Here is an 18,840-nt window from a genome sequence, read left to right as displayed (position 1 = left end):
AGACGTGAGTGGTCATTCGGGTGCTGACCCGAATGACCACTCACGACACGGTCAGGGGGCCGCGTTCATCAAGTCCAGCGCGCTCTGCTGCCGGGCCGCGTCGGCCTGGTCGAACGGCCCCGCCCACAGCAGGCCGTACGCCTCGGCGCTGTTGCGGTCGTTCGCGTACGCCGAGTTCGCCTGGCGCTGCAGGTACCCCGTGTACGGGTGGTCCGACAGCGCCGCGTTCAGCACCGCCAGGTCCCGTGCGTACACGCCCTTGAACGTCGGGCCGTCCGCGCCGCCGCCACCGGCGCTCTCGCCCGGGTCGCGGAGGATGCCGCCCGGGTTCAACGAGCCGTTCGTCGTCGACGCGTTCGCCATCGCGCGGGCCTTCGTCAGCAAGCTCGCGTCGCCCGTGGCCCGGTACAGCTCGGTCAGCGCCGTCAACGGCACGCCCTGATTGTACGACCACACCGCCTGGCCGTTGTTCGCGCACGTCGACGTGGTCAGGCCGTCGTTGACGAGGTTCGAGCCGTTGATCATGCCGCTGCCGGCGAACCAGGTCCAGCCCGCCCGGGCCCGCGCGAGGTACACCGTGTCGCCCGGGATGCGGTTGTGCAGGGCCGCGTTGAGCTGGATGTACAGCGAGTTCGGGATGGCGTTCTTGTAGGTGCGGCTCGTGCTCCACCAGACCCCGCCGCCGCAGACGCCGTCCCAGTACGCGTACATGTGGTCCGCGTCCGCCCGGGCCGTGTTCAGGTACTTGCTGTCGCCCGTCAGGTCGTAGGCGTCCACCCACGCCAGGCCCCACCAGCCCGTGTCGTCGATGTAGTCGTTGCGGAACTGGCCGCCCTGGGCCGCGAGGTTCTTCGTGTACGTCGTGTCGATCGCGTACCGGTAGCTGCTCATGCCGCTGATCCGGACGTTGTCGATGATCGCGGTCAGCGCGTTGGCCGAGTTCCACCAGCCGGTGGTGTCGAACAGGCCGGTGCCGAGGTTGTACCGCTCCATCAACGCCGTCGCGGCCGCGGTCCGGCGGTCCCACGCGTTCCACGTCGTGCGGGCCCAGCCGGTGCAGGCGATGGTGCCCGAACCGGCGGGCTGCCCGCACGCCCGCAGCAGGCCGACGCCCTTGGCGTTCCAGTCGTCGACGTTGTACATCAAGGTCCGCCAGCCGGTCCCGCCCGACGGCGTCGCCGTGTCACCGAGCTTGCTGCCCGACGCCCACGTGCGCCCGGCGTCGAACGAGCGGTCCAGCCAGACGTGGTCGCCGGCCGCCCCGCCGGTGATCGCTGCCCAGCCCATGTCGTCGCCGTCGTCGAGGTGCAGGGAGAGCCGGCGGCCGCTGACGGTCGCCGACGCGCCTTCGCGGTCACCGGGGGAGAGGGCGGGATCCCTGGCGTCGCAGTACTTGTCGCAGATCACCGCGAGCGTGGCGGTGGGTGCCGGGGCCGGCGTCGGGGTGGGGGTGGCCGCCATGACGACGGCGAGCAGGGGAGTCAGGAGGTTCATCGGTCACCTTCCGCGCTGAAGGGCGATGACTCCATTCTCGGGAGCTAATAATATTGGTCCAGTCCTCACCGGGACAGGTTTCGGACAGGAATTCACTCCCGGCGCGAGCTGAGGAGCAGCAGGCACAGCACGGCGACCCCGGTGACGAGCCCGGCGACCAGCAGCATCGGGCTCAACGTCGGCGGGGTCGAAGCCGTCGCCTGCTGCACGGCCGGCGCCTCGGTGGCGGGCGCCGCGGCCGGCGTGCTCGCGACCGGCGGAGTGGCGGCCGACGAAGTCGCTGCCGGCGGCGCCGCGGCCGCGGCGGTCGTCGTCCGCGCCGGCGTGGGCCGGGCCGCCGCCGGGGTGGTCGCCGGTTTCGGGGCCGCCGTCGTGGGCGCGGGCAGGACCGTCACCGACGCCCGCATGTCGGGGTGCACCGAGCAGTAGTACGAGTACGTGCCGGGCTGCCGGAACGTGTAGCTCCAGGTCTGGCCGGCCGACAGCCGCGGGCTCCGGAACGCGACCGGCGCGCTCGTCGTGACGACGTCGTGGGGCGCCTCGTCGTGCTGCATCCAGGTGACGGTGTCGCCGACCCGGACGGTCAGCGCGGCAGGGGAGTAGGCGTAGTCCTGCATCATGACCACCTGCGTCGCCGCGGCCGCCGGCGCGGCGAACGGCACGGTCAGGGCCAGCAGCAGCGCGGCGATGGCCAGCGCGGCTCGCCTCATCGGACGAACTCGATCGCGATCTCGGCGTGCAGCCGGCGCCCCGCCACGAACCGCGCGACCCGGCCTCGCCGGGGCTTGCGCCGAGCCGGGAGGACCGGACCGGCGGCCCAGACGACCAGGCTGTGCTCGTCGCGGTGCCGGACGTCGCCGCGCAGCCGCACCGCCCGTCCGGCGACGCGGCCGTCGATCACCAACGGGTGCTCGGCGACCTCTTCGGCGGTGCAGACGACCTCGGGGCTCCGCAGGGTGACGGCGAGCGCGGCACCGGGCGTCCAGTGCCCGTCCGTCGCGGTGAGCCGGCGGCGCAGCAGCGGGATTCCCAGCACGCGCAGGGAGAGCTCGATGACGCACCGGTCGCGGCGCAGGGTGTAACCGGTCCGCGGCAGGACGGCGGTGTCGGGCATGTCGGGAAGACCTCCGGGGAAGGGGGGCGGGTGGCCCGGCAGGGGAACCGGGCCACCCGCGGCGGGTCAGCAGCTCGCCTGGTCCAGCAGCGGGGTGAGGACCGTTTCGAGCCACACGGTGTGCGTCTTGATGTACTGGTCGAGGTTCAGCAGGTCGGTCACCTGCTGGCCCAGCGACGTCTCGAGGTGCGCGCTCTTGATGTGGGCGATGATCGGCGCGAGCGTGTCGGTGACGACCTTGTCCGCCGACCCGTCGAAGGCCGGCGCGAGCACGGTTTCCAGCCAGACCGTGTGGGTCTTGATGTACTGGTCGAGGTTGAGGATGTCCTGCACCTGCTGACCCGGTGAGGTCTCGAGGTGGGCGCTCTTGATGTGGTCGATGATCGGCTGCAGGACCGACTTCGGCACGCAGGAGCCGCCGCCGGCCGGGGTGGTGGGCGCCGGCACCGAGTGGGTCGGGTCCGACGTCGGCGCGGACGTCGGGGCCGAGGTCGGCGGGGCGCTGGTCGGCGCCGAGCCGGTGACCGTGACCGTCGCCTTCATGTCCGGGTGGATCGAGCAGTAGTAGGAGTAGGTCCCGGCCTTCGTGAAGGTGTGGCTGAAGGTCTGCCCGGTCTGCAGCGTCGGGGACGTGAACTTCTCCGGCCCGTCGGTGACGACGATGTTGTGCGGCGCGGTGTCGTGGTTGGTCCACGTCACCGTGTCGCCGACCGAGATGGTCAGGCTCGCCGGGCTGAACTTGTAGCCCATCGCCTCGACGGACTTCGTCGACGGCGCGGCGGCCGCGGCCGCGCCACCGGCCTGTTCCTGCGCCAGGCCTTGGTAGAGCGGGACGGCCAGCGGGCCCTGCTTCGCGAGCGCGGCGAGGTCCACGTTCGCCGACGCGGCCGGCGCGGCCTGCTCGCTCTGCCCGCCGCGCAGCGTGGCGAGGCTGAACAGCGCGGCGGCCAGCGCGAGGATCGCGACGGCGACGGGCCAGTTCCGTCGTCGCCGCACCGCCTCCGGCTGCTCGGGGGTGGCGGGGTTGGGGTTGTCCACTGAGGACTCCTTTCGCGGGGTGCGATCAGCGGCCGGGACTGGCCGTGACGAGGAAGCTCGCCGCCAGGAGGACCACGATGACGAGCGTGGTCTCGGCGGCGACGGAGTAGACGAACGGGCGGACGGTGCCGGCGTCCCCGCGCAGGACGACGGCGAAGTCGAGCCGGCGGCCGACCCAGCCGCGGCTCGCCTGCGCGGCGAGCAGCACGACGGCGAGCACCGCGAGCTTGACCAGCAGGGTGCGGCCGTAGGCGGTGCCGAAGACCCGGCCGACGCTGCCGACGGTCTGCCAGGCGAGCACGACGCCCGCGGCGACCACGACGGCGACCGACGTCATGGCGAGTTTCGAATACCGCGGGATCACCGACGCGAGCTCGCCGGGGTCGCGGCGGGCCAGGACGCCGAAGAGGAGCACGGCCAGGCCGCCGATCCACGCGCACGCCCCGGCGAGGTGGGCGAAGTCCGCGAGCTGCGTCAACCACGGCGAGGTGCTCTCCACCGCGTGGCCGGTGAGGCCGGTGGTGCGCAGCAGCCCGAGCAGGATCGCCCCGGTCCCGGCCCGCCAGGGCAACGCGGTCGCGGCGGCGGGGCCGCGTTGCAGCAGCCAGGCGAGCACCACCCCGCCGAGCAGCCACAACAGCGCCCTGGCGAACCAGATCCGGCCGAACTGGCTGTCCAGCGCCTGGCCGAGGAGGTCCCAGGCCAGGAAGTCACCGGCCGGGCGCTGGGCGGCCCACGCCGCCTGCAGGCCGAGCCCGGCAAGCGTGCCGAGCAGGCCCAGCAGCCAGCCCGTCACCACCACCGACCGGGCGCCGCGGTGGCCGGCGCCCGCCGGCCAGAGCACGGCGAGGAACAGCAGCCCGCCGGCGAACAGGGTCAGGCCGGTGTAGTCGACGGTGCGCGCGAACACGTACCACGCCTTGACGTCGTCCACCCGTCACCGTCCATTCGCGACGGTGGCGGCCGGGATGCCCACCGAGTCCGCCGGGACCATCGCGGGTTCGAGGCCGCCGTCCGCGGTGCGGCAGTATCCGAGGACGAGCGCGCCGAGCCCGTCCGGGCCGGTGACGCCCAGGCCGGTGGTCACGGCGCCGAGGAGCGGCAACGCGCCCACGGTGTCCAGGACCTGTTGCGCCGCACCGGGTTGGCAGGCGGGCACTTCGGTTCCCGGTGGCGGGGGTGCCGGTTCCGGCGGGGACGTCGGGGCGGGCAGCTCCGGGTCGGGAGCCGGAGCCGGCGTCACGTCGACGCCGCCGGGTATCGGCGGCATCGGCTCGGCCGGCCGGTCGCCGACCGGTACCGCGGGCAGCGGGGAAACCGGGACGTCCGACGGCGGCAGCGCGGACGGAACGGGCTGCGCACCCGGCGTTTCCGGCGCGGCGGAGTGCCCGCCGTCCGCGACCGCGGGCGGGGTGGCCGCGTCCGCGGCGCCGCCGGGCCGCAGGCCGATGCCGGACGCGTAGCCGACGACGACCACGACCGCGCCGGCCAGGCTCGCGGCGATGACGTGGTCTCGGCGCAGTGCGGGTCCTCGCACGGTGTGGTCCTCCAAGGAAAGCGTTCTCCGCCCGGGAAGGGAATGGCCCGGAATGGCGGGAGTGGCGGGGAAACAACGGGATGCGGGGAGCAGAAAACCAGCTGCCGCGTTACCGGGCGTGATCCTCACATGAAGGCCGTGTTAAGTCAGGCGACCGGTCGACGCCGCCGTACGGTGAGACAGTCCGCCGGACGCCGGTTCGGCTACGCCATTCGGGTGGCTCGGATGGCGGACTGTCGGAGTAGCTGCCCGATATGACCGGTTTGTGGGGTCCGGGTCCCGTGGTCGGTGAGAATTGCTTAACGCAGCCGTTTCCGAACGGCCTCTCGGGTTTCCCGTCGTGCTCGCTACGGTTCGCGCAGTCCCCGAATTCGCGAGAACGCGAGGAAAACATGGCCGTCCGCTTGTCTTTTCCCGTCCGGATCGCCGCCGCGCTGGCCGCCGCGGGCTGCGCGGTGCTGCTCGGCGCGCCCGCGGCGGCCGCGCACAGCGTCCTGGTGTCCAGCTCGCCCGCCGAGGGAGCGGCGATCGCCACCTCGCCGGCCGACGCGGTGCTCGTGTTCAACGAGCCCGTCGAGAACCGGTTCACCGAGCTCGCGGTGCTCGGCCCGGACGGCACGTCGCACTGGGAAGCGGGGCCCGTGTCCGTTGTGGACGGACGGGTGTCGGTGCCGCTGCGCCCGCTGGGCCCGGTCGGCGCCTACGCGATCCGGTACCGCGTCACCTCCGCCGACGGCCACCCGGTCTCCGGGACCGTGCCCTTCCGGCTCACCGTCGCGGGCCCCGGGTCGGCGGTGCCGGCCGCCGCGACGGCGGCGAGCCCGGCCGGCGACGCCGCGGTGCCGCTCTGGCCGTGGATCACCGGTGGCGCGATCCTGCTCGGCACCGGTTTCGCGGTCGCCCGGCGGCTGGCCCGCGCCGACGCCTGAGCCGTGGGCGTGTGTGCGTCCGCGCCGGCGCGGGTAACCCCCGCCCATGACGAACCTCGACGACACCCCGGTCGCGAAGCTGGACGAGTTCGTGCTCGCCCGGCTCGCGGAGGACGAAGAGCGCGTCCGCGACGGCGAACTGCCGCTGCTCGACGAGGCCGAACGGCGGGGCAGGCTGCGGATCATGTACGCCGACGATCGCGACGGTCTCATCCTCGCCGGCGGGCCGGTCGAAGCGATGGAGGACCGGCATCCGGTGCCGTTCGCCGAAAAGGCCGAGTTCCTGCGCCGCGAGATCTCCGGCGCCCACGACGATGCCTCGGTGAAACTGATCGCCTCGGTGTACGAAGCCCACCCGGACTGGCAGGACGGCTGGCGGCCCTGACGGGTTTCGCGGCCCGCCGGAACGGGAACGTGCGAAGTATGTCCGGAACCGTGCTCACCGACGTGACGGCGATCCGCGCAGCGGCGACGACCCTGCGGAGCCCGCAGGACCTCGACCCGCTCGTCCGGCGCATCGGGCGCGCCCGGATCGTCCTGCTGGGCGAGGCGACCCACGGCACGGCCGAGTTCTACCAGTGGCGAGCCGAACTCACGCAACGGCTGCTGGCCGAACGGGACTTCTCGTTCGTCGCCGTCGAAGGGGACTGGGCGGAGTGCCACCGGGTGCACTCCTGCGTCGCCGGTGCCCCCGGCGCGCCGAACGACGCCGGCCAGGCGCTGTGGGGCCTCCGCCACTGGCCGACCTGGCGGTGGGCCAACGAAGAGGTCGCCGGGTTCGCCGGCTGGCTGCGGGCGTTCAACACCACCGGCGACGGCGTCCCGTGCGGCTTCCACGGTCTCGACGTCTACAGCCTGTGGGACTCCCTGCGTCGCGTGCTGGGTTTCGTCCGCGAGCACGCGCCCGACCAGGTCGAGGCGACGATCCGCGCGTTCCGCTGCTTCGAGCCCGACGGCGAAGACCTTGCCGAACTGGTGCCGGAGAACTGCCGCGACGAGGTCGTGCGCCTGCTGACGTCGGCCCGCGCCGGGGTGCCGGGCGCCGAGGGCTACTACCGCGAGTTCGTCCGCGGCGGAGCGCGCGCCCGGAGCGCCCGCGCCACCCACCTGAGCGACACCCTCGACCGGCTGCTGCGGGCGTACGGCCCGCGGTCGAAAGCCGTGGTGTGGGCGCACAACACGCACGTCGGCGGCACCCTCGGCCGGCTGACGCGGGAACGGCACGAGGCCGACGGCGTCGTCACGGTCGGGCTCGGCACCCACCGCGGATCGGTGATCGCGGCCGGCCACTGGGGCGGTCCGGCGCGCCGGATGACGGTCGAGCCCGCGCGCCCCGACAGCTTCGAGGGCGTGCTGCACGACGCCGTGCCCGGCGAGGACAGCCTGTTCGTCTTCCGTGCCGACGACGTCTGGGCGCGCGAACCGCGCGGGCAGCGCGCGATCGGCGTCGTCCACCGCGGCGGCGGGTACGTCCCGACCGTGCCGGCGGCCCGCTACGACGCGTTCGTCCACTGTGACGAGACCACCGCGATCACCCCGCTGCACCGCTGGGAGCCGGCGGAGGACCCCCTGTTCGTTCCGGCGCAGACCCATGCGCGTGGTGGATGACGGACGGCTCGTCTTCGCCGACCGCGAGGACGGCGGCCGGCGCCTCGCCGGCGAACTGCTGCGCCGGCGCTGGGTCTCCCCGCTCGTGCTCGGCCTCGCCCGCGGCGGCGTGCCGGTGGCCGCGGTCGTCGCGCGCCGGCTCGGCGCCGAGCTGGACGTCGCGGTGGCGCGCAAGATCGGCGCGCCCGGACGGCGCGAGTTCGGCGTCGGCGCGGTCACCCCGGACGGCCCGGCGATCTACGACGAAGCGATCCTGCGCGGGCTGAAGCTCACCGCGGCCCGGCTGGCGCGGGCCGAGCACCGCGAACGCGCGGAGGCACGCCGCCGGCTCGAGCGCTACCGGGCCGGCCGGCCGCCGGCCCGGCTCGACGGCCGGGACGTCATCCTCGTCGACGACGGGCTCGCCACCGGCGTCACCGCGACGGCGGCCCTGCGCGACGTACGGGCCGCGAACCCGCGGACGGTCGTGTTCGCGGCGCCGGTCGGTGCCCCGGGCGCGGCGGCGGCATTGCTGCGCGAAGCCGACGACGTCGTCTGCGTGACCGAACCGCCGGACTTTCGCGCGGTGGGTCAGTGGTATGCCGACTTCCACCAGACGAGTGACGAGGACGTGCTGCTCCACCTGGGCGAACACCGGGGTTGACCGGATGGGTGACGGGGTATCACCCGACGGGGTACCGACCGGATGGGCAGGCGCGGGATGATCGAACGGGACGGGCTCGGCGCCGCGGCGCGCGGGCTGAGGCAGTACCTGCTGGCCGTCGCGGCCGAGCTGGACGCGCCCGCCTGGTTCTGCGAGGTGGACGCGCCCGCGACGGCGTACCTGGCGCTGGAGCGGCGGCTCGCGCGGTTCCCCGACCACGAAACGGCGCTGCTGTGGGACGAACGCGACGGCTGGGCGGCCGCCGTCGAGTCGGCCACCGGCGAGGACGTGGTCGTGCTTTCCTACCTCGGTTCGGACGTGCTGCCGGCGCCGGAAGCGGTGGTGGCGTTCGTGCGCGGCCTCTACGAAGACGACTACCCGGGCCAGCCGGATCCCCCGGACTTCCGCAGACCCGGGGCCCCGGACGGCTTCGACGAGCGCCTCGCCGCTTACGCGAGTGGCGAGACCGTCTGCCTGCCCGAGGGCCAAGCCTGAACTGGAACTAGCGCGGCGGGAGGACGCAGAACTCGTTGCCCTCCGGGTCCGCGAGCACGATCCACGGATCGTCGGGCGGGTCGTCGAGGACCTTCGCGCCCAGCATCACCAGCCGTTCGACCTCGGCGCGCTGGTCACCTTCCGACGGCGCCAGATCGAGGTGCAGCCGGTTCTTCACCGACTTCTCCTCGGGCACCGGCTGGAACAGCAGCGCGGGACCGTCTTCGAAGTCCAGTTGCCGGTACGTCAGGCCGTGCGAGTCGGTCCAGGTGCGGCTTTTCCCTTGCCGCAGCGCCTTCTCCCAGAACTCCGCCAGCAGGTCGGGCTGCCGGCAGTCGACGGCGATGGCCAAGATCCGCGTCACGCCTCCGCCACCACCCGGTTGATCGCCTCGGCCACCAGGTCCGGTTCGCAGACCGTGACCGTCAGGCCGCGGTGGCGGACCAGACCCCACGGGTCGATGCCGCGGACCGGCTCGCGGAACCGCAGGCACACACCGCCTTCGGTGGTCGTGCCGAACGTCAGGCCGCGGTCGGCGAGCGACAGCCGGACGCCCAGCGCGCGCACCGGGCTCAACGGCCCGCTGACCTCGGCGCCGGCGATGTTGCCCAGCGGGGTCGTGACGAGCCACGGCCCGAAGCGCACGCGCAAGCCGTCGGCGTCCAGGTCCAGCCCGCTGTGGGCGCCCAGCGCCCGGCGCAGCCGGGGGAACCGGACGCAGAAGTCCGCGTGCAGGCGGTAGTGCACGACGACGGTGGGTTCCGCCACCGCCGCCGGGTGACTCGTGGTCATGCGCCGCCGCCCATCGGCGGGATGTCCGGGTCGTCGTCGGCGGGGCCTTCGGGGTCACGCCACTCTTCGGCGCGGGATGGGCCGTTGCCCTGCAACGTCCCTCGCAGCTCGGCCTTCAGCCCGTCGTCCTCACGCGGCGAGTGCTGGTCGCTTTCCCGGTGCATGGCAACCTCCTTCACGCGGCGTCCTCTCCGGCTACCCGGCGCCCCCGTGCCGAAACCGAGCGGGCGCCGGCGATCCCGAGCACCAGCCCGGCGACCGCGGTGAGCCCGTGCAGCACGTTGTCCGCCCAGTTGACGTTGATCGGGTCCTCCGGCGTGCTGAACGCCGTGGCGAGCACGCCGTACGCGGTCATGCCGGCGAAGCCCACGAACAGCACCCAGCAGTAGATGATCGCGCCGGCGCCGCGCGTCGCGGCGAGCAGCCCGAGCACGCCGACCGCGGTGTGGACGAGGTTCAGCAGCACGCTCGCGCTGAACAGCCCGACCACCTGGCTGCTCGTCACGTGGCCGACCGTCGCCGTCTCCGGCGTCAGCCATCCGGCGATCCCCAGTGCGAGGTAGAGCAGCCCGAGCACGGCGACGACCGGGCGGAGCCAGGCGGGGCCGGTCCGGGAGCGGGTCTCGGCGGACGTCATGAAAAGCCTCCTTTTCCCTTGCGGGCCGGATACCCGGCGAACCGGACGGGAAACGGGAGGGGTGGAAGGGGCAGGACGGCGGGCTGGGGGGCCGCCGTCCGGCCACCGGCCGGGACCCGCGCCGGTGTCCCTGCAGCCACGGCGCGGGCCCCTGGTCTCAGGGGGAACGCCAGTCGTTCCCGTCGTGGGCGGTGCCGTGCTGGGCGCCCATCAGGACCAGCCCGCCGTCGACGACCAGCGACGTGCCGGTGATGTAGCCGGCCGCCGGGGTCGCGAGGAACGCGACGGCGGCCGCCACTTCGGCGGCGTGCCCGGTGCGCCCGAGCGGGATGCCGGGCCGCCGCTGCTCGCGCGGGTCGGCGTCGGCCTGCCCGGTCATCGGCGTCGAGATCTCGCCCGGCGCCACGGAGTTCACGGTGATGGCGTGCTCGGCCAGCTCCATGGCGAGCACCTGCGTCAGCGCGCCCGCCCCGGCCTTGGCGGCGCAGTAGGGCGCGGCACCGACGCGGGGGATGTGCTCGTGCACGCTGGTGATGGTGATGATCCGGCCGCCGTGGCCGGCGTCGATCATGTGCCGCGCCGCGCGCTGGGACAGCAGGAAGACCCCGTCGAGGTCGACGTCGAGGACTTCGCGCCACTTTTCGTAGCCGAGGTCGAGCACCCGCTGGCTGCTGCCGGTGCCGGAGCAGTTGACCAGGACGTCGATCCCGCCGAGGTCGGCGGCGAACGCGTCGACGACGTCGGCGGCTTCGGGCAGCCGCGTGAGGTCGAGCTGCCGGACGTGCGCCGTCACGCCGTGCGAGCGGACTTCGGTGGCGGTTTCCTCGGCGCCGTCGGCGTCCGAGTGGTAGGTGATGCCCACGTCCAAGCCGCCGCCGGCGAGAGCGACGGCGACCGCGCGGCCGATGCCGGAGTCCGCGCCGGTCACGACGGCGCGTCGCGGCGAAGCGGCGTCGGCGGGCAGTGGCGCCGGGAGGGACACGGGCGGCTCCTTTCGTTCCCGGTCGGCTACCACGTCCATCCGGGACTAAACCCGGCCGCCGCGGGGTAACCCGTCCGGATGAGATTGGCCGTGCTGGACATCGGGTCGAACTCCGCTCAGCTGCAGGTCGTGGACGTGTCCGCCGGGGCACCACCGCTCCCGGCGCACGCGGTGAAGGAGCCGACGCTGCTGGCCGAGGAGCTGCCCGACGGGACGCTGAGCGAGACCGGCGTCGAGCGCGTGGCGGCGGCGGTGACCCGGTCGGTCGACGCGGCGGTCCGGCTCGGCGTCGACCACCTGTACCCGTTCGTCACCGCGGCGGTGCGCGACGCGGCGATCCGCGAGGACGTCATCGACCGGATCCAGGCGGACTCCGGGATCCGGCCCCAGTTCCTGTCCGGCGAGGAAGAGGCCCGCCTGACGTACTTCGCGGCGCGCCGCTGGTACGGCTGGTCGGCCGGGCGGCTGCTGCTGATCGACATCGGCGGCGGCTCGATGGAGCTGGTGCTCGGCCGCGACGAGCAACCCGAGCTGGCGATCTCCCTCCCGCTGGGCGCGGGCCGCCTCACGCGCGAGTTCCTGACGGCCGACCCGCCGACGCGCGCGCAGCTGAAGGCGGTGCGCCGCCACGTCCGCGACACGTTGTCCGAGGTGCTGGACCGCCTGCGCTGGGAGGGCCCGCCGCGGCGCGTGGTCGCGACGTCGAAGACGTTCAAGCAGCCGGCCCGCTTGACGGGCACGTCGCCGCAGCGCAAAGGCCCGTTCGTGACACGCGAGCTGGCGGTGGCGGACCTGCGGAAGTGGCTCCCGAGGCTGGCCCGCGTCCCGGCGGCCGAGCGCGCGGGGTTGCGCGGGATTTCCCGCCCGCGCGCGCGTCAGGTGGTGGCCGGGGCGCTCGCGGCGGAGGCGACGCTGTCGGCGCTGGACGTGCCTCGCGTCGAGATCTGCCCGTGGGCGCTGCGGGAGGGGATCCTGCTGCGGCATCTGGAGCGGGTGGTGGACAAACCGGAGCTGCCGTTGCAGCCGTTGACCCGGCACCCGGGCGCCGTCGTGCGGCAGTTGCGGTCCGTGGAGGAACAGCCGGCGCCGAGCTGAGCGTCTGCCGGCTTTCAGCAGCCTTTGCCGGGCGGCCGCGTCGCCCTCCGGTTCGAACGCCGCCTCGCGCACCCGCGGGAGAAGGTGTGGCGCGCGCTGACCGAGACCGCTCAGTTGCGCGTGTGGTTCGTCGAGGTCCTCGACTACGACCGCTGCCGGCTGGACTTCGCGCCGGGCGCCGAGCTGGCCTTCGTGGCCGACGGGATGCCGACCGGCCACGGCACGGTCACCGCCTACGACCCACCCGCGCTGCTCGAGTACACCTGGGCCGGCGAGGTCCTTCGGTGGGAACTGGCGTCCGACCGCGAAGGCTGCCGGCTCACGTTCACCAACGTCGTCGACGATCCGGACACCGCCGCCGCGGTCACCACCGGCTGGCAGACCGGCCTCGACCGGCTGTCGAGCCACCTGGACGGCTGAGGATGCGAACCGCCACCCCGTCGGTGTTCGACATGCTCGCCGAGCCCCATCGGCGCCGCATCCTCGACCTGCTGCGCGCGGGCGAGCGCAGTGCCGGCGAGTTCGCCGAGCACCTGCCCCTCGCCCAGCCGACGGTGTCCAAGCACCTGAAGCTCCTGCGCGAGGCCGGCCTGGTCGAGGTCCGCCAAGACGCCCAGCGCCGCGTCTACCGGCTCCGCCCGGCCCCGCTCGCCGAGGTCGACGCCTGGCTCACCCCGTACCGCGAGCACTGGCGCGACCGTCTCGACGCCCTCGAACGCCACCTCGACTCGATCGACTGAGCCGCCAACTCGCCGCGAGCCGGGCGTGTGTCCGGGCTTCGACCGGGTAACCGCGCCGTTCCCCGAGCGGAAGGAGACCCCCGTGAGCAAGCCGAATCCGATCGAACTGCAGAAGTACCTCTCCGGTGTCGATTACCCCGCCCAGCGCGACGATCTCGTGCGCGCGGCCGAGCGGAACGGGGCCGATGACGGCACCCTCGACGTCGTGCGGGGCCTGCCCGACCGGACCTACGACGGCCCGAGCGGGGTGAGCAAGGAGATCGGCGGCTGATCCCCGGACGCGGCCCGGGCGGGGTGCCGCTCGCCCGGGCCGTCACAGCCGCGGACGCAACAACCGCGTCACTGCCGACATCACCACGGACGTCATCGTCGTCAGCGGAACCACGCACGCCTGGAACCCCAGCACCAGTGGGTGGACCGCCACCAGCGAGATCAGCCACATCTTCCAGCGCGGCGGGGGTTTCATTGGTCGCGGCCGGCGAGCGCGCGTGGCGAAGTGGAAGTCGCGGCTGTCCTCGGTTTGGCGCGCCGGCTGTACACCGTGGTCACCGGTTCGGTGTCCGATGTGGACATGAAGTCACCGCCCGAAAGCAGGAGGAACTCCTACAGCAGGGAACTGACCCGTGGTGGGACGACCGCGCCGAGTTCGGCGACCGCGCGGCACACGTCCGCCGGGGCGATCCGCTCCAGGCACGGGTGGCCCGGCACCGGGCACACCCGGGCCCGGCTGGCGCGGCACGGCGCGCTCTGATCGCCCAGCAGTACCACCGGGACGCCGTACGGGGCCCAGCGCTCGGCCGGGACCACCGGGGCGAACAGCGACACCACCGAGGTGCCCGCCGCCGCCGCCAGGTGCGCCGGACCCGTGTTGGGCGCGACCACCACCTGCGCTCCCGACAGCACCGCCGCCAGCTCGGCCAGGGACGTCCGGCCGCCGAGGTTCACCGCCGATGTCCCCGCCACGCAAGCCGTCAGGTGCGCTTCGCCCGGCGCGCCCGTCACGAGCACGCGATGCCCCTCGGCCGCCAGCGCCTGCACCACCCGATGGCTCCACGCCGGCGACGGCTGCCGCGCCGGTACCGACGCGGCCGGGTGCACCACGACGTACGCGCCGCCGCCCGTCAAGCGCGTGACGGGCGGCAACGGACGCCGCAGGGCCAGCGCGCCGTGGTCGTCCGGGGGGAGCTCGTACCCGGCCGCCTCGGCGAGCGAAAGCATCCGGACCGGCTCCGGCGGGTCGCCGTCGACGCGGTGGCGCAGGTCGAGCAGGCTGCCCGGGTAGTCCTCGGAAATCGCGCCGATCCACGGGACGCCGGCCTGCCGCAGCAGCAGCGCCAGCGGCAGCGGCGACTGGTGGAACGACGTCAGGATCAGTGCCCGGTCGAACGACTTGGCCCGGATCAGCGCGACGAACTCGCCGGTGTCCTCGGCGGTCACCGGCGGCGGCGCGGGGTCGATCCACGGCGCCGTCCACGTGAGCACCTCGTCGACGCCCGGCAGCAGCTCACCCGCGGCGCGCCCGTGCGGCCCGGCCAGGAGAGTCACCTGAGACGCCTTCGCGGCGACGGCGCGGAGGCACGGCCCGGCGAGCAGGACGTCCCCGAGGTTGTCCTGGCGGGCGACGAGCACCCGGCTCATCCAGCGACCCCGGCGACGCGCAGCGCTTCGGACAGGTCCCGCGCGACGGCCGCGTGCCGGCGCGCGCGGGCGATCTCGGGCTCCAGGGTGCGGGCCGTCGGCACCAGCACCGCGCGCGCCCCGGCGGCCAGCGCGGCGTCGACGTCGGCGCCGGTGTCGCCGATCACCACGCAGGACGCGGGATCGACGCCCAGCTCGTCCGCCGCGCGGAACACCATGCCGGGCCGGGGTTTGCGGCAGTCGCAGCCGTCGCCGTCGTCGTGGACGCAGACCTGCCACGTGCCGAACGGGCCGAACAGCTCCTTGACGCGCGCGTTGACCGCCGCGAGCTGGTCCGGGCTGATCAGTCCTTTCGCGACACCCGACTGGTTGCTGACCACGCCGACCGGCACGCCCCGGTCCCGCAGCCCGCGCACCAGCTCGACGGCGCCGGGCACCGGGCGGACCCCGGCCGGGTCGTTGAGGTACGGGACGTCGACGATCAGCGTGTCGTCGCGGTCGAACAGCACCGCGACCGGCGGCTTCGGGCGCCGCGCCGCGATTTCCCCGCGGACGCGGTGGTAGCACGCGGCCGGCGGGATCAGCGCGCTCGTCACGGCCATCCGGGCGACCTCGCCCGGCGTGCGGGGGCCGGGCAGGATCCGGCGGGTGGCGAACTCCGCCGTCAGCCCGGCCCAGATCCCGGCCGCCAGCACGGCTTTCCCGCGCTGCCGGAACACCGGGAGCGCCAGCGCGGCGAGACCGGCCACTGTGGACAGTGCGTGCAGCCCGAGCCGCCCCTGGCCCGCGCCGGTGCGCTGCCGCCAGAGGACGCCGTGCTTGGCGCGCATGAGCGCGTTGTCGGCGTTGCCACGCTGGGCTTTCAGACTGTAGAAGAACCCGGCCCGGCGGGCGGGGTGCGTCGTCAGCCGCTCGCCCTGGTCGATCCGGTGCCCGGCTTCGGCGACGCGCAGGGCGAGGTCGGAGTCCTCGCGGAACGCGCGCGGGAACCGCTCGTCGAAGCCGCCCGCCTCGACGAGCGCGGCGCGCCGGTACGCCATGTCCGCGGTGATCCACCGCGCGGTTTCCAGACCCGCGGTGCTGCGCTCGTCGTCGGTGGGACGGCGGTCCGCCGGCAGCGGGACGGTGATCCGGCCCTGGGACGCGGCGACCTCCGGCGGCAGCCACAACAGGTCTTCGGCGAGCTGCCGGTGCCAGTCCGGGGCGAGCACGACGTCGTCGTCGACGAAGGCGATCCACTCGCTCTCCGCCGTCCGCCAGCCGAGGTTCCGCGCGGCGGCCGGGCCGCGCCCGCCCGAACGGAGCACGCGGACGCCGCCGGGAACGTCCAGTTCGGACCCGCCGGGGCGGTCGTCCACGACGAGGATCTCCGCCGGTCGCGGGCCGTCGCCGCCGAGCACGGTTTCGAGCAGTGGCCGAAGCGTCTCCCGGCCCGTCGTGGGGATCACCACGGTGTAGTCGAGCGAAGCAGTCACCGGACCGGGCTACCCGCGTGGCGCCCGGTCAAACGGCGTGTCGATCGCGGGCGCGCGGGTAACCGGGCAGGGAGACGACGGAGGTGCGGATGACCGCGGGGACGATCGAAATCCGGAACCCGGCCGACGGCAGCGTGGTGGGCAGTGTGCCGACCGCGGGCGAAGACGAGATCGACGCCGCCCTGTTGCTGGCGAACGAGACGCGGGCCGCGTGGGCGCGGACACCGGCCGCCGAGCGCGGCGCGCTGCTGCACACCGCGGCCGAACGGCTGCGGGCCCAGGCGGACGAACTCGCCGCCGCCAACGAGTCGGAAACGGGGCGGCCGCGCGACGAAGCCCGCGAAGGTGTGCTCGCCGGGGCCGGCACGCTCGACCAGTACGCCGAGCTCGGCCCGGTCCACCGCGGGCGCAGCCTGCTCGGCGACCCGGGCGCGACCGACCTGATGGTGCCCGAACCGCGTGGCGTGGTCGTCGCGCTGACGCCGTGGAACGACCCGGTCGCGGTGGCCTGCGGCCTGCTCGGCGCGGCCCTGGTCACCGGGAACACCGTGGTGCACAAGCCGAGCGAGCGCGCGCCGCGCACCGGGCAGCTGCTCGGTGAAATCCTCGTCGGTGTGTTCCCCGGTGGTGTGCTGCAGACCCTGCAGGGCGACGGCGGGGTCGGCGCGATCCTCGCGATGCGCGACGACGTCGACGTCCTCGCCCACGTCGGCAGCACCGCGACCGGCCGGTCGATCGCCGCGAGCGCGGCCGCGACCGGCGCGAAGACGCTGCTCGAGAACGGCGGCAACGACCCGCTGGTGATCGACGCGGACGTCGACCCCGTGTGGGCGGCGGGCCAGGCGGCGCTGGGCGCGTTCGCCAACTCCGGCCAGATCTGCGTCGCCGTCGAACGGATCTACGTCCACGAAGCCATCGCGGACGCGTTCCTCGCCGCACTGGTCAAGGAGGCCGAAGCGCGGAACCTCGCGCCGCTGGTCGACCGGCGCCACCGCGACCACGTGCACTCGCACGTCGCCGACGCGGTCGAGCGCGGGGCCCGGGTGCTGACCGGGGGAGAAGTGCCCGGCGGACCCGGCGCGCACTACCCGGCGACGGTGCTCACGGGATGCGCCTCCGACCTGCGGGTGATGACCGAGGAGACGTTCGGCCCGGTGGCCCCGGTGCAGGTCGTGCCCAGCTTCGACGAGGGGCTCGCCGAAGCGGCGAAGGGCGACTACGGGCTCGCGGCGACCGTCCTCACGGCGTCGATGGCGAACGCCCAGCGCGCGTGGCGGGAGCTGCCGGCCGGGACGGTGAAGATCAACAACGTCTTCGGCGGCGCCCCCGGCGGGGCGGCGCATCCCCGTGGCCGGAGCGGCAACGGCTACGGCTACGGGCCGGAACTGCTCGACGAGCTGACCCAGACGAAGCTCGTGCACGTGGCGCCGCCCGGATGACCGACCGGCACGAGAGAAACCGGCGTCCGGTCCGGCTGAAGGCGGGGGACGAGGTCCGGCGGGGCCTCGCCGCCGCGGTCGGCACGGGCGGCACGGACGTCGACGGATCCGACCGGACGCCGGTGGCCTGGTTCGCCCGCGCCCTGCGGGTGCCCGGCCGCGAACGGCGGATCCTCGTCCAGACGGCCAAGGCCACGCTCGCGGCGACGGCGGCGTGGCTGCTGGCGACGCTGGTGCTGGAGCTGCCGCAGCCGTTCCTCGCGCCGTACGCGGCCATCTTCCTGGTGGAAGCGACCGTGTACCGGTCGCTGCGCGGGTGGCTCCAGCAGGTCGGCTCGGTGGCCACCGGCGTGCTCCTCGCCGCCGTGGCCGGCCAGGTCATCCCCTCGCAGGCGGTCGCGCTGGCCGTCGTCGTGTTCGTGGGCCTGCTCCTGGGGAACTGGCGGCGGTTCGGGGACTCGGGGGTCTGGGTCGGCGTCACCGGCATGCTGCTGATCTCCTACGGCACGGCCCGCGACCCGGCGCTGCTGGGCGACCGCCTCCTGGAGACGGCGCTGGGCGCGGCCATCGGCGTCGCCGTCAACACGCTGATCTTCCCGCCGCTGTACGGCGAACGCGTGGCCACGGCGACCGGCCGCCTCGCGAAGGCGCTGGCGGGCCTGCTGGAGTCGCTGTCGGACCTGGTGCGCCACGACGAACCGGGCGAGGTCGACGACCTGCTGGCGCGAGCCCAGGACACGCGGAGCCAGGTGCTGGCGGCGGAGGAGGCCGTCGGCCTGACGCGCGAAGGGCGGATGCTGAACCTGCGCCGCGGCCGGCCCACGTCCGGCGCGCACCACGAACGTCCACTTCGGACACTCGTCGCGCTGTGGCCCGCGGTGGCCCAGCTGATCGCGGCGGTGCGCACCACCGCGGAGGCGAGCGACCGGCACCCGTTCGACTACCCCTGGGCGGACGCGCGGGACACCCTGGCCGACCTGGTGCACCTGCTGGCGGGCGCCGTGCAGGCGGTGGCCGTCGCGGGGGAGCCGGTCGACCTGGACGGGTGCCGCGCGTTGCTCGAAAAGCTGGAGGAGCGGCTGGTGACGGCGGACGAGGACGGCGTGCCGGCCCGGCTGGGCCTGGGCACGATGATCCTCCCGGCTCGGTTGCTGGTGGAGAAGCTGGAGAACCGCTGACCGGGC

General features: G+C 74.2%; 25 protein-coding genes. 11 read left to right on the top strand and 14 right to left on the bottom strand.

What is annotated here, in order from left to right; translation table 11 throughout:
- Positions 1 to 51 precede the first annotated feature (51 nt).
- From ABFJ78_RS39100 to ABFJ78_RS39075, 6 genes are all read right to left on the bottom strand, one after another.
- Positions 52 to 1,494, bottom strand: a complete 1,443-nt coding sequence (locus ABFJ78_RS39100; RefSeq protein WP_436392492.1) for a glycoside hydrolase family 76 protein — start codon at positions 1,492 to 1,494, stop codon at positions 52 to 54.
- 92 nt (positions 1,495 to 1,586) lie between these two features.
- Positions 1,587 to 2,204 (bottom strand): cupredoxin domain-containing protein, encoded by a 618-nt coding sequence (locus ABFJ78_RS39095; RefSeq protein WP_436392491.1) that lies wholly within the window; start codon positions 2,202 to 2,204, stop codon positions 1,587 to 1,589.
- Complete coding sequence (locus tag ABFJ78_RS39090; protein WP_436392490.1) at positions 2,201 to 2,608, bottom strand: hypothetical protein; 408 nt, start codon at positions 2,606 to 2,608, stop codon at positions 2,201 to 2,203. Before ABFJ78_RS39090 ends, ABFJ78_RS39095 begins: the two co-directional genes overlap by 4 nt.
- A 66-nt stretch (positions 2,609 to 2,674) precedes the next feature.
- Positions 2,675 to 3,646, bottom strand: coding sequence for a cupredoxin domain-containing protein (locus tag ABFJ78_RS39085; protein WP_436392489.1), 972 nt, complete (start codon positions 3,644 to 3,646; stop codon positions 2,675 to 2,677).
- Positions 3,647 to 3,671: 25 nt separating this feature from the next.
- On the bottom strand, positions 3,672 to 4,580 hold the full coding sequence (locus tag ABFJ78_RS39080) for a CopD family protein (protein WP_436392488.1): 909 nt from the start codon (positions 4,578 to 4,580) through the stop codon (positions 3,672 to 3,674).
- Positions 4,581 to 4,583: 3 nt separating this feature from the next.
- Positions 4,584 to 5,183 (bottom strand): hypothetical protein, encoded by a 600-nt coding sequence (locus ABFJ78_RS39075; protein ID WP_436392486.1) that lies wholly within the window; start codon positions 5,181 to 5,183, stop codon positions 4,584 to 4,586.
- 392 nt (positions 5,184 to 5,575) lie between these two features.
- On the opposite strand from ABFJ78_RS39075, the gene ABFJ78_RS39070 reads away from it, so the two are divergent.
- The 5 genes from ABFJ78_RS39070 to ABFJ78_RS39050 are packed head-to-tail and all read left to right on the top strand — an operon-like array spanning position 5,576 to position 8,858.
- Positions 5,576 to 6,112 (top strand): copper resistance CopC family protein, encoded by a 537-nt coding sequence (locus ABFJ78_RS39070; RefSeq protein WP_436392485.1) that lies wholly within the window; start codon positions 5,576 to 5,578, stop codon positions 6,110 to 6,112.
- Between the two features lie 46 nt (positions 6,113 to 6,158).
- On the top strand, positions 6,159 to 6,497 hold the full coding sequence (locus ABFJ78_RS39065; RefSeq protein WP_436392484.1) for a hypothetical protein: 339 nt from the start codon (positions 6,159 to 6,161) through the stop codon (positions 6,495 to 6,497).
- Between the two features lie 38 nt (positions 6,498 to 6,535).
- Entirely contained in the window at positions 6,536 to 7,720 is a 1,185-nt protein-coding gene (locus ABFJ78_RS39060) for an erythromycin esterase family protein (RefSeq protein WP_436392483.1), read from the top strand.
- A complete protein-coding gene (locus tag ABFJ78_RS39055) occupies positions 7,704 to 8,363 on the top strand; it encodes a phosphoribosyltransferase (protein ID WP_436392482.1) in 660 nt (219 codons plus the stop codon). Before ABFJ78_RS39060 ends, ABFJ78_RS39055 begins: the two co-directional genes overlap by 17 nt.
- A gap of 57 nt (positions 8,364 to 8,420) precedes the next feature.
- Complete coding sequence (locus ABFJ78_RS39050; protein ID WP_436392481.1) at positions 8,421 to 8,858, top strand: DUF6292 family protein; 438 nt, start codon at positions 8,421 to 8,423, stop codon at positions 8,856 to 8,858.
- Positions 8,859 to 8,865: 7 nt separating this feature from the next.
- Here ABFJ78_RS39050 and ABFJ78_RS39045 read toward each other — a convergent pair whose 3' ends face one another.
- The 5 genes from ABFJ78_RS39045 to ABFJ78_RS39025 form a co-directional block, all read right to left on the bottom strand.
- Entirely contained in the window at positions 8,866 to 9,222 is a 357-nt protein-coding gene (locus ABFJ78_RS39045; protein WP_436392480.1) for a VOC family protein, read from the bottom strand.
- Positions 9,219 to 9,650 (bottom strand): hypothetical protein, encoded by a 432-nt coding sequence (locus tag ABFJ78_RS39040; RefSeq protein ID WP_436392479.1) that lies wholly within the window; start codon positions 9,648 to 9,650, stop codon positions 9,219 to 9,221. The genes ABFJ78_RS39045 and ABFJ78_RS39040 overlap by 4 nt, the downstream gene beginning before the upstream one ends.
- Positions 9,647 to 9,814 carry a hypothetical protein gene (locus ABFJ78_RS39035; RefSeq protein WP_436392478.1) on the bottom strand — a complete coding sequence of 56 codons (168 nt, stop codon included), beginning with the start codon at positions 9,812 to 9,814 and terminating at the stop codon, positions 9,647 to 9,649. The genes ABFJ78_RS39040 and ABFJ78_RS39035 overlap by 4 nt, the downstream gene beginning before the upstream one ends.
- 11 nt (positions 9,815 to 9,825) lie before the next feature.
- Entirely contained in the window at positions 9,826 to 10,287 is a 462-nt protein-coding gene (locus ABFJ78_RS39030) for a DUF4383 domain-containing protein (RefSeq protein ID WP_436392477.1), read from the bottom strand.
- A 157-nt stretch (positions 10,288 to 10,444) separates the two neighbouring features.
- Positions 10,445 to 11,269, bottom strand: a complete 825-nt coding sequence (locus tag ABFJ78_RS39025; protein WP_436392476.1) for an SDR family oxidoreductase — start codon at positions 11,267 to 11,269, stop codon at positions 10,445 to 10,447.
- Positions 11,270 to 11,347: 78 nt separating this feature from the next.
- Between ABFJ78_RS39025 and ABFJ78_RS39020 the strand changes: the two genes are divergently transcribed.
- The 4 genes from ABFJ78_RS39020 to ABFJ78_RS39005 all read left to right on the top strand — a co-directional run bounded on the left by ABFJ78_RS39020 (position 11,348) and on the right by ABFJ78_RS39005 (position 13,375).
- A complete protein-coding gene (locus ABFJ78_RS39020) occupies positions 11,348 to 12,364 on the top strand; it encodes a Ppx/GppA phosphatase family protein (protein ID WP_436392475.1) in 1,017 nt (338 codons plus the stop codon).
- Between the two features lie 24 nt (positions 12,365 to 12,388).
- Positions 12,389 to 12,784, top strand: a complete 396-nt coding sequence (locus ABFJ78_RS39015) for an SRPBCC domain-containing protein (protein ID WP_436392474.1) — start codon at positions 12,389 to 12,391, stop codon at positions 12,782 to 12,784.
- 2 nt (positions 12,785 to 12,786) lie between these two features.
- A complete protein-coding gene (locus ABFJ78_RS39010; protein WP_436392473.1) occupies positions 12,787 to 13,104 on the top strand; it encodes an ArsR/SmtB family transcription factor in 318 nt (105 codons plus the stop codon).
- An 82-nt stretch (positions 13,105 to 13,186) separates the two neighbouring features.
- The gene (locus ABFJ78_RS39005) at positions 13,187 to 13,375 is read left to right on the top strand and encodes a DUF2795 domain-containing protein (protein WP_364614932.1); all 189 of its coding nucleotides are present in this window, start codon (positions 13,187 to 13,189) and stop codon (positions 13,373 to 13,375) included.
- A 42-nt stretch (positions 13,376 to 13,417) separates the two neighbouring features.
- Here the strand turns inward: ABFJ78_RS39005 and ABFJ78_RS39000 are convergent, their stop codons facing one another.
- From ABFJ78_RS39000 to ABFJ78_RS38990, 3 genes are all read right to left on the bottom strand, one after another.
- Positions 13,418 to 13,570 (bottom strand): hypothetical protein, encoded by a 153-nt coding sequence (locus ABFJ78_RS39000; protein ID WP_436392472.1) that lies wholly within the window; start codon positions 13,568 to 13,570, stop codon positions 13,418 to 13,420.
- A gap of 137 nt (positions 13,571 to 13,707) precedes the next feature.
- Positions 13,708 to 14,742 (bottom strand): glycosyltransferase family 9 protein, encoded by a 1,035-nt coding sequence (locus ABFJ78_RS38995; protein WP_436392471.1) that lies wholly within the window; start codon positions 14,740 to 14,742, stop codon positions 13,708 to 13,710.
- The gene (locus ABFJ78_RS38990; RefSeq protein WP_436392470.1) at positions 14,739 to 16,217 is read right to left on the bottom strand and encodes an HAD-IIIA family hydrolase; all 1,479 of its coding nucleotides are present in this window, start codon (positions 16,215 to 16,217) and stop codon (positions 14,739 to 14,741) included. The genes ABFJ78_RS38995 and ABFJ78_RS38990 overlap by 4 nt, the downstream gene beginning before the upstream one ends.
- Before the next feature lie 89 nt (positions 16,218 to 16,306).
- On the opposite strand from ABFJ78_RS38990, the gene ABFJ78_RS38985 reads away from it, so the two are divergent.
- Together ABFJ78_RS38985 and ABFJ78_RS38980 are read left to right on the top strand one after the other, a co-directional pair.
- Positions 16,307 to 17,656: an aldehyde dehydrogenase family protein gene (locus tag ABFJ78_RS38985; protein WP_436392469.1), complete on the top strand. Its 1,350-nt coding sequence runs from the start codon at positions 16,307 to 16,309 to the stop codon at positions 17,654 to 17,656.
- Positions 17,653 to 18,834, top strand: a complete 1,182-nt coding sequence (locus ABFJ78_RS38980) for an FUSC family protein (protein WP_436392468.1) — start codon at positions 17,653 to 17,655, stop codon at positions 18,832 to 18,834. Before ABFJ78_RS38985 ends, ABFJ78_RS38980 begins: the two co-directional genes overlap by 4 nt.
- The last annotated feature ends 6 nt before the right edge of the window (positions 18,835 to 18,840 follow it).

The organism is Amycolatopsis sp. MEPSY49 (assembly GCF_051337345.1).
Taxonomy (GTDB): Bacteria; Actinomycetota; Actinomycetes; order Mycobacteriales; family Pseudonocardiaceae; genus Amycolatopsis.
Note: the sequence above shows the minus strand (reverse complement) of the source record. Positions and strands in the feature narration are given on the sequence as shown.

Excerpts from the sequence above, each read along its gene's own strand:
- ABFJ78_RS39050 (WP_436392481.1), top strand. The coding sequence starts at position 8,421 with ATGATCGAACGGGACGGGCTCGGCGCCGCGGCGCGCGGGCTGAGGCAG.
- ABFJ78_RS38985 (WP_436392469.1), top strand. The coding sequence starts at position 16,307 with ATGACCGCGGGGACGATCGAAATCCGGAACCCGGCCGACGGCAGCGTG.
- ABFJ78_RS39000 (WP_436392472.1), bottom strand. The coding sequence starts at position 13,570 with ATGAAACCCCCGCCGCGCTGGAAGATGTGGCTGATCTCGCTGGTGGCG.
- ABFJ78_RS39070 (WP_436392485.1), top strand. The coding sequence starts at position 5,576 with ATGGCCGTCCGCTTGTCTTTTCCCGTCCGGATCGCCGCCGCGCTGGCC.
- ABFJ78_RS39095 (WP_436392491.1), bottom strand. The coding sequence starts at position 2,204 with ATGAGGCGAGCCGCGCTGGCCATCGCCGCGCTGCTGCTGGCCCTGACC.
- ABFJ78_RS39040 (WP_436392479.1), bottom strand. The coding sequence starts at position 9,650 with ATGACCACGAGTCACCCGGCGGCGGTGGCGGAACCCACCGTCGTCGTG.
- ABFJ78_RS39060 (WP_436392483.1), top strand. The coding sequence starts at position 6,536 with ATGTCCGGAACCGTGCTCACCGACGTGACGGCGATCCGCGCAGCGGCG.
- ABFJ78_RS39035 (WP_436392478.1), bottom strand. The coding sequence starts at position 9,814 with ATGCACCGGGAAAGCGACCAGCACTCGCCGCGTGAGGACGACGGGCTG.
- ABFJ78_RS39100 (WP_436392492.1), bottom strand. The coding sequence starts at position 1,494 with ATGAACCTCCTGACTCCCCTGCTCGCCGTCGTCATGGCGGCCACCCCC.
- ABFJ78_RS39090 (WP_436392490.1), bottom strand. The coding sequence starts at position 2,608 with ATGCCCGACACCGCCGTCCTGCCGCGGACCGGTTACACCCTGCGCCGC.
- ABFJ78_RS39065 (WP_436392484.1), top strand. The coding sequence starts at position 6,159 with ATGACGAACCTCGACGACACCCCGGTCGCGAAGCTGGACGAGTTCGTG.
- ABFJ78_RS39055 (WP_436392482.1), top strand. The coding sequence starts at position 7,704 with ATGCGCGTGGTGGATGACGGACGGCTCGTCTTCGCCGACCGCGAGGAC.
- ABFJ78_RS39010 (WP_436392473.1), top strand. The coding sequence starts at position 12,787 with ATGCGAACCGCCACCCCGTCGGTGTTCGACATGCTCGCCGAGCCCCAT.
- ABFJ78_RS39020 (WP_436392475.1), top strand. The coding sequence starts at position 11,348 with ATGAGATTGGCCGTGCTGGACATCGGGTCGAACTCCGCTCAGCTGCAG.
- ABFJ78_RS38980 (WP_436392468.1), top strand. The coding sequence starts at position 17,653 with ATGACCGACCGGCACGAGAGAAACCGGCGTCCGGTCCGGCTGAAGGCG.
- ABFJ78_RS39030 (WP_436392477.1), bottom strand. The coding sequence starts at position 10,287 with ATGACGTCCGCCGAGACCCGCTCCCGGACCGGCCCCGCCTGGCTCCGC.
- ABFJ78_RS38995 (WP_436392471.1), bottom strand. The coding sequence starts at position 14,742 with ATGAGCCGGGTGCTCGTCGCCCGCCAGGACAACCTCGGGGACGTCCTG.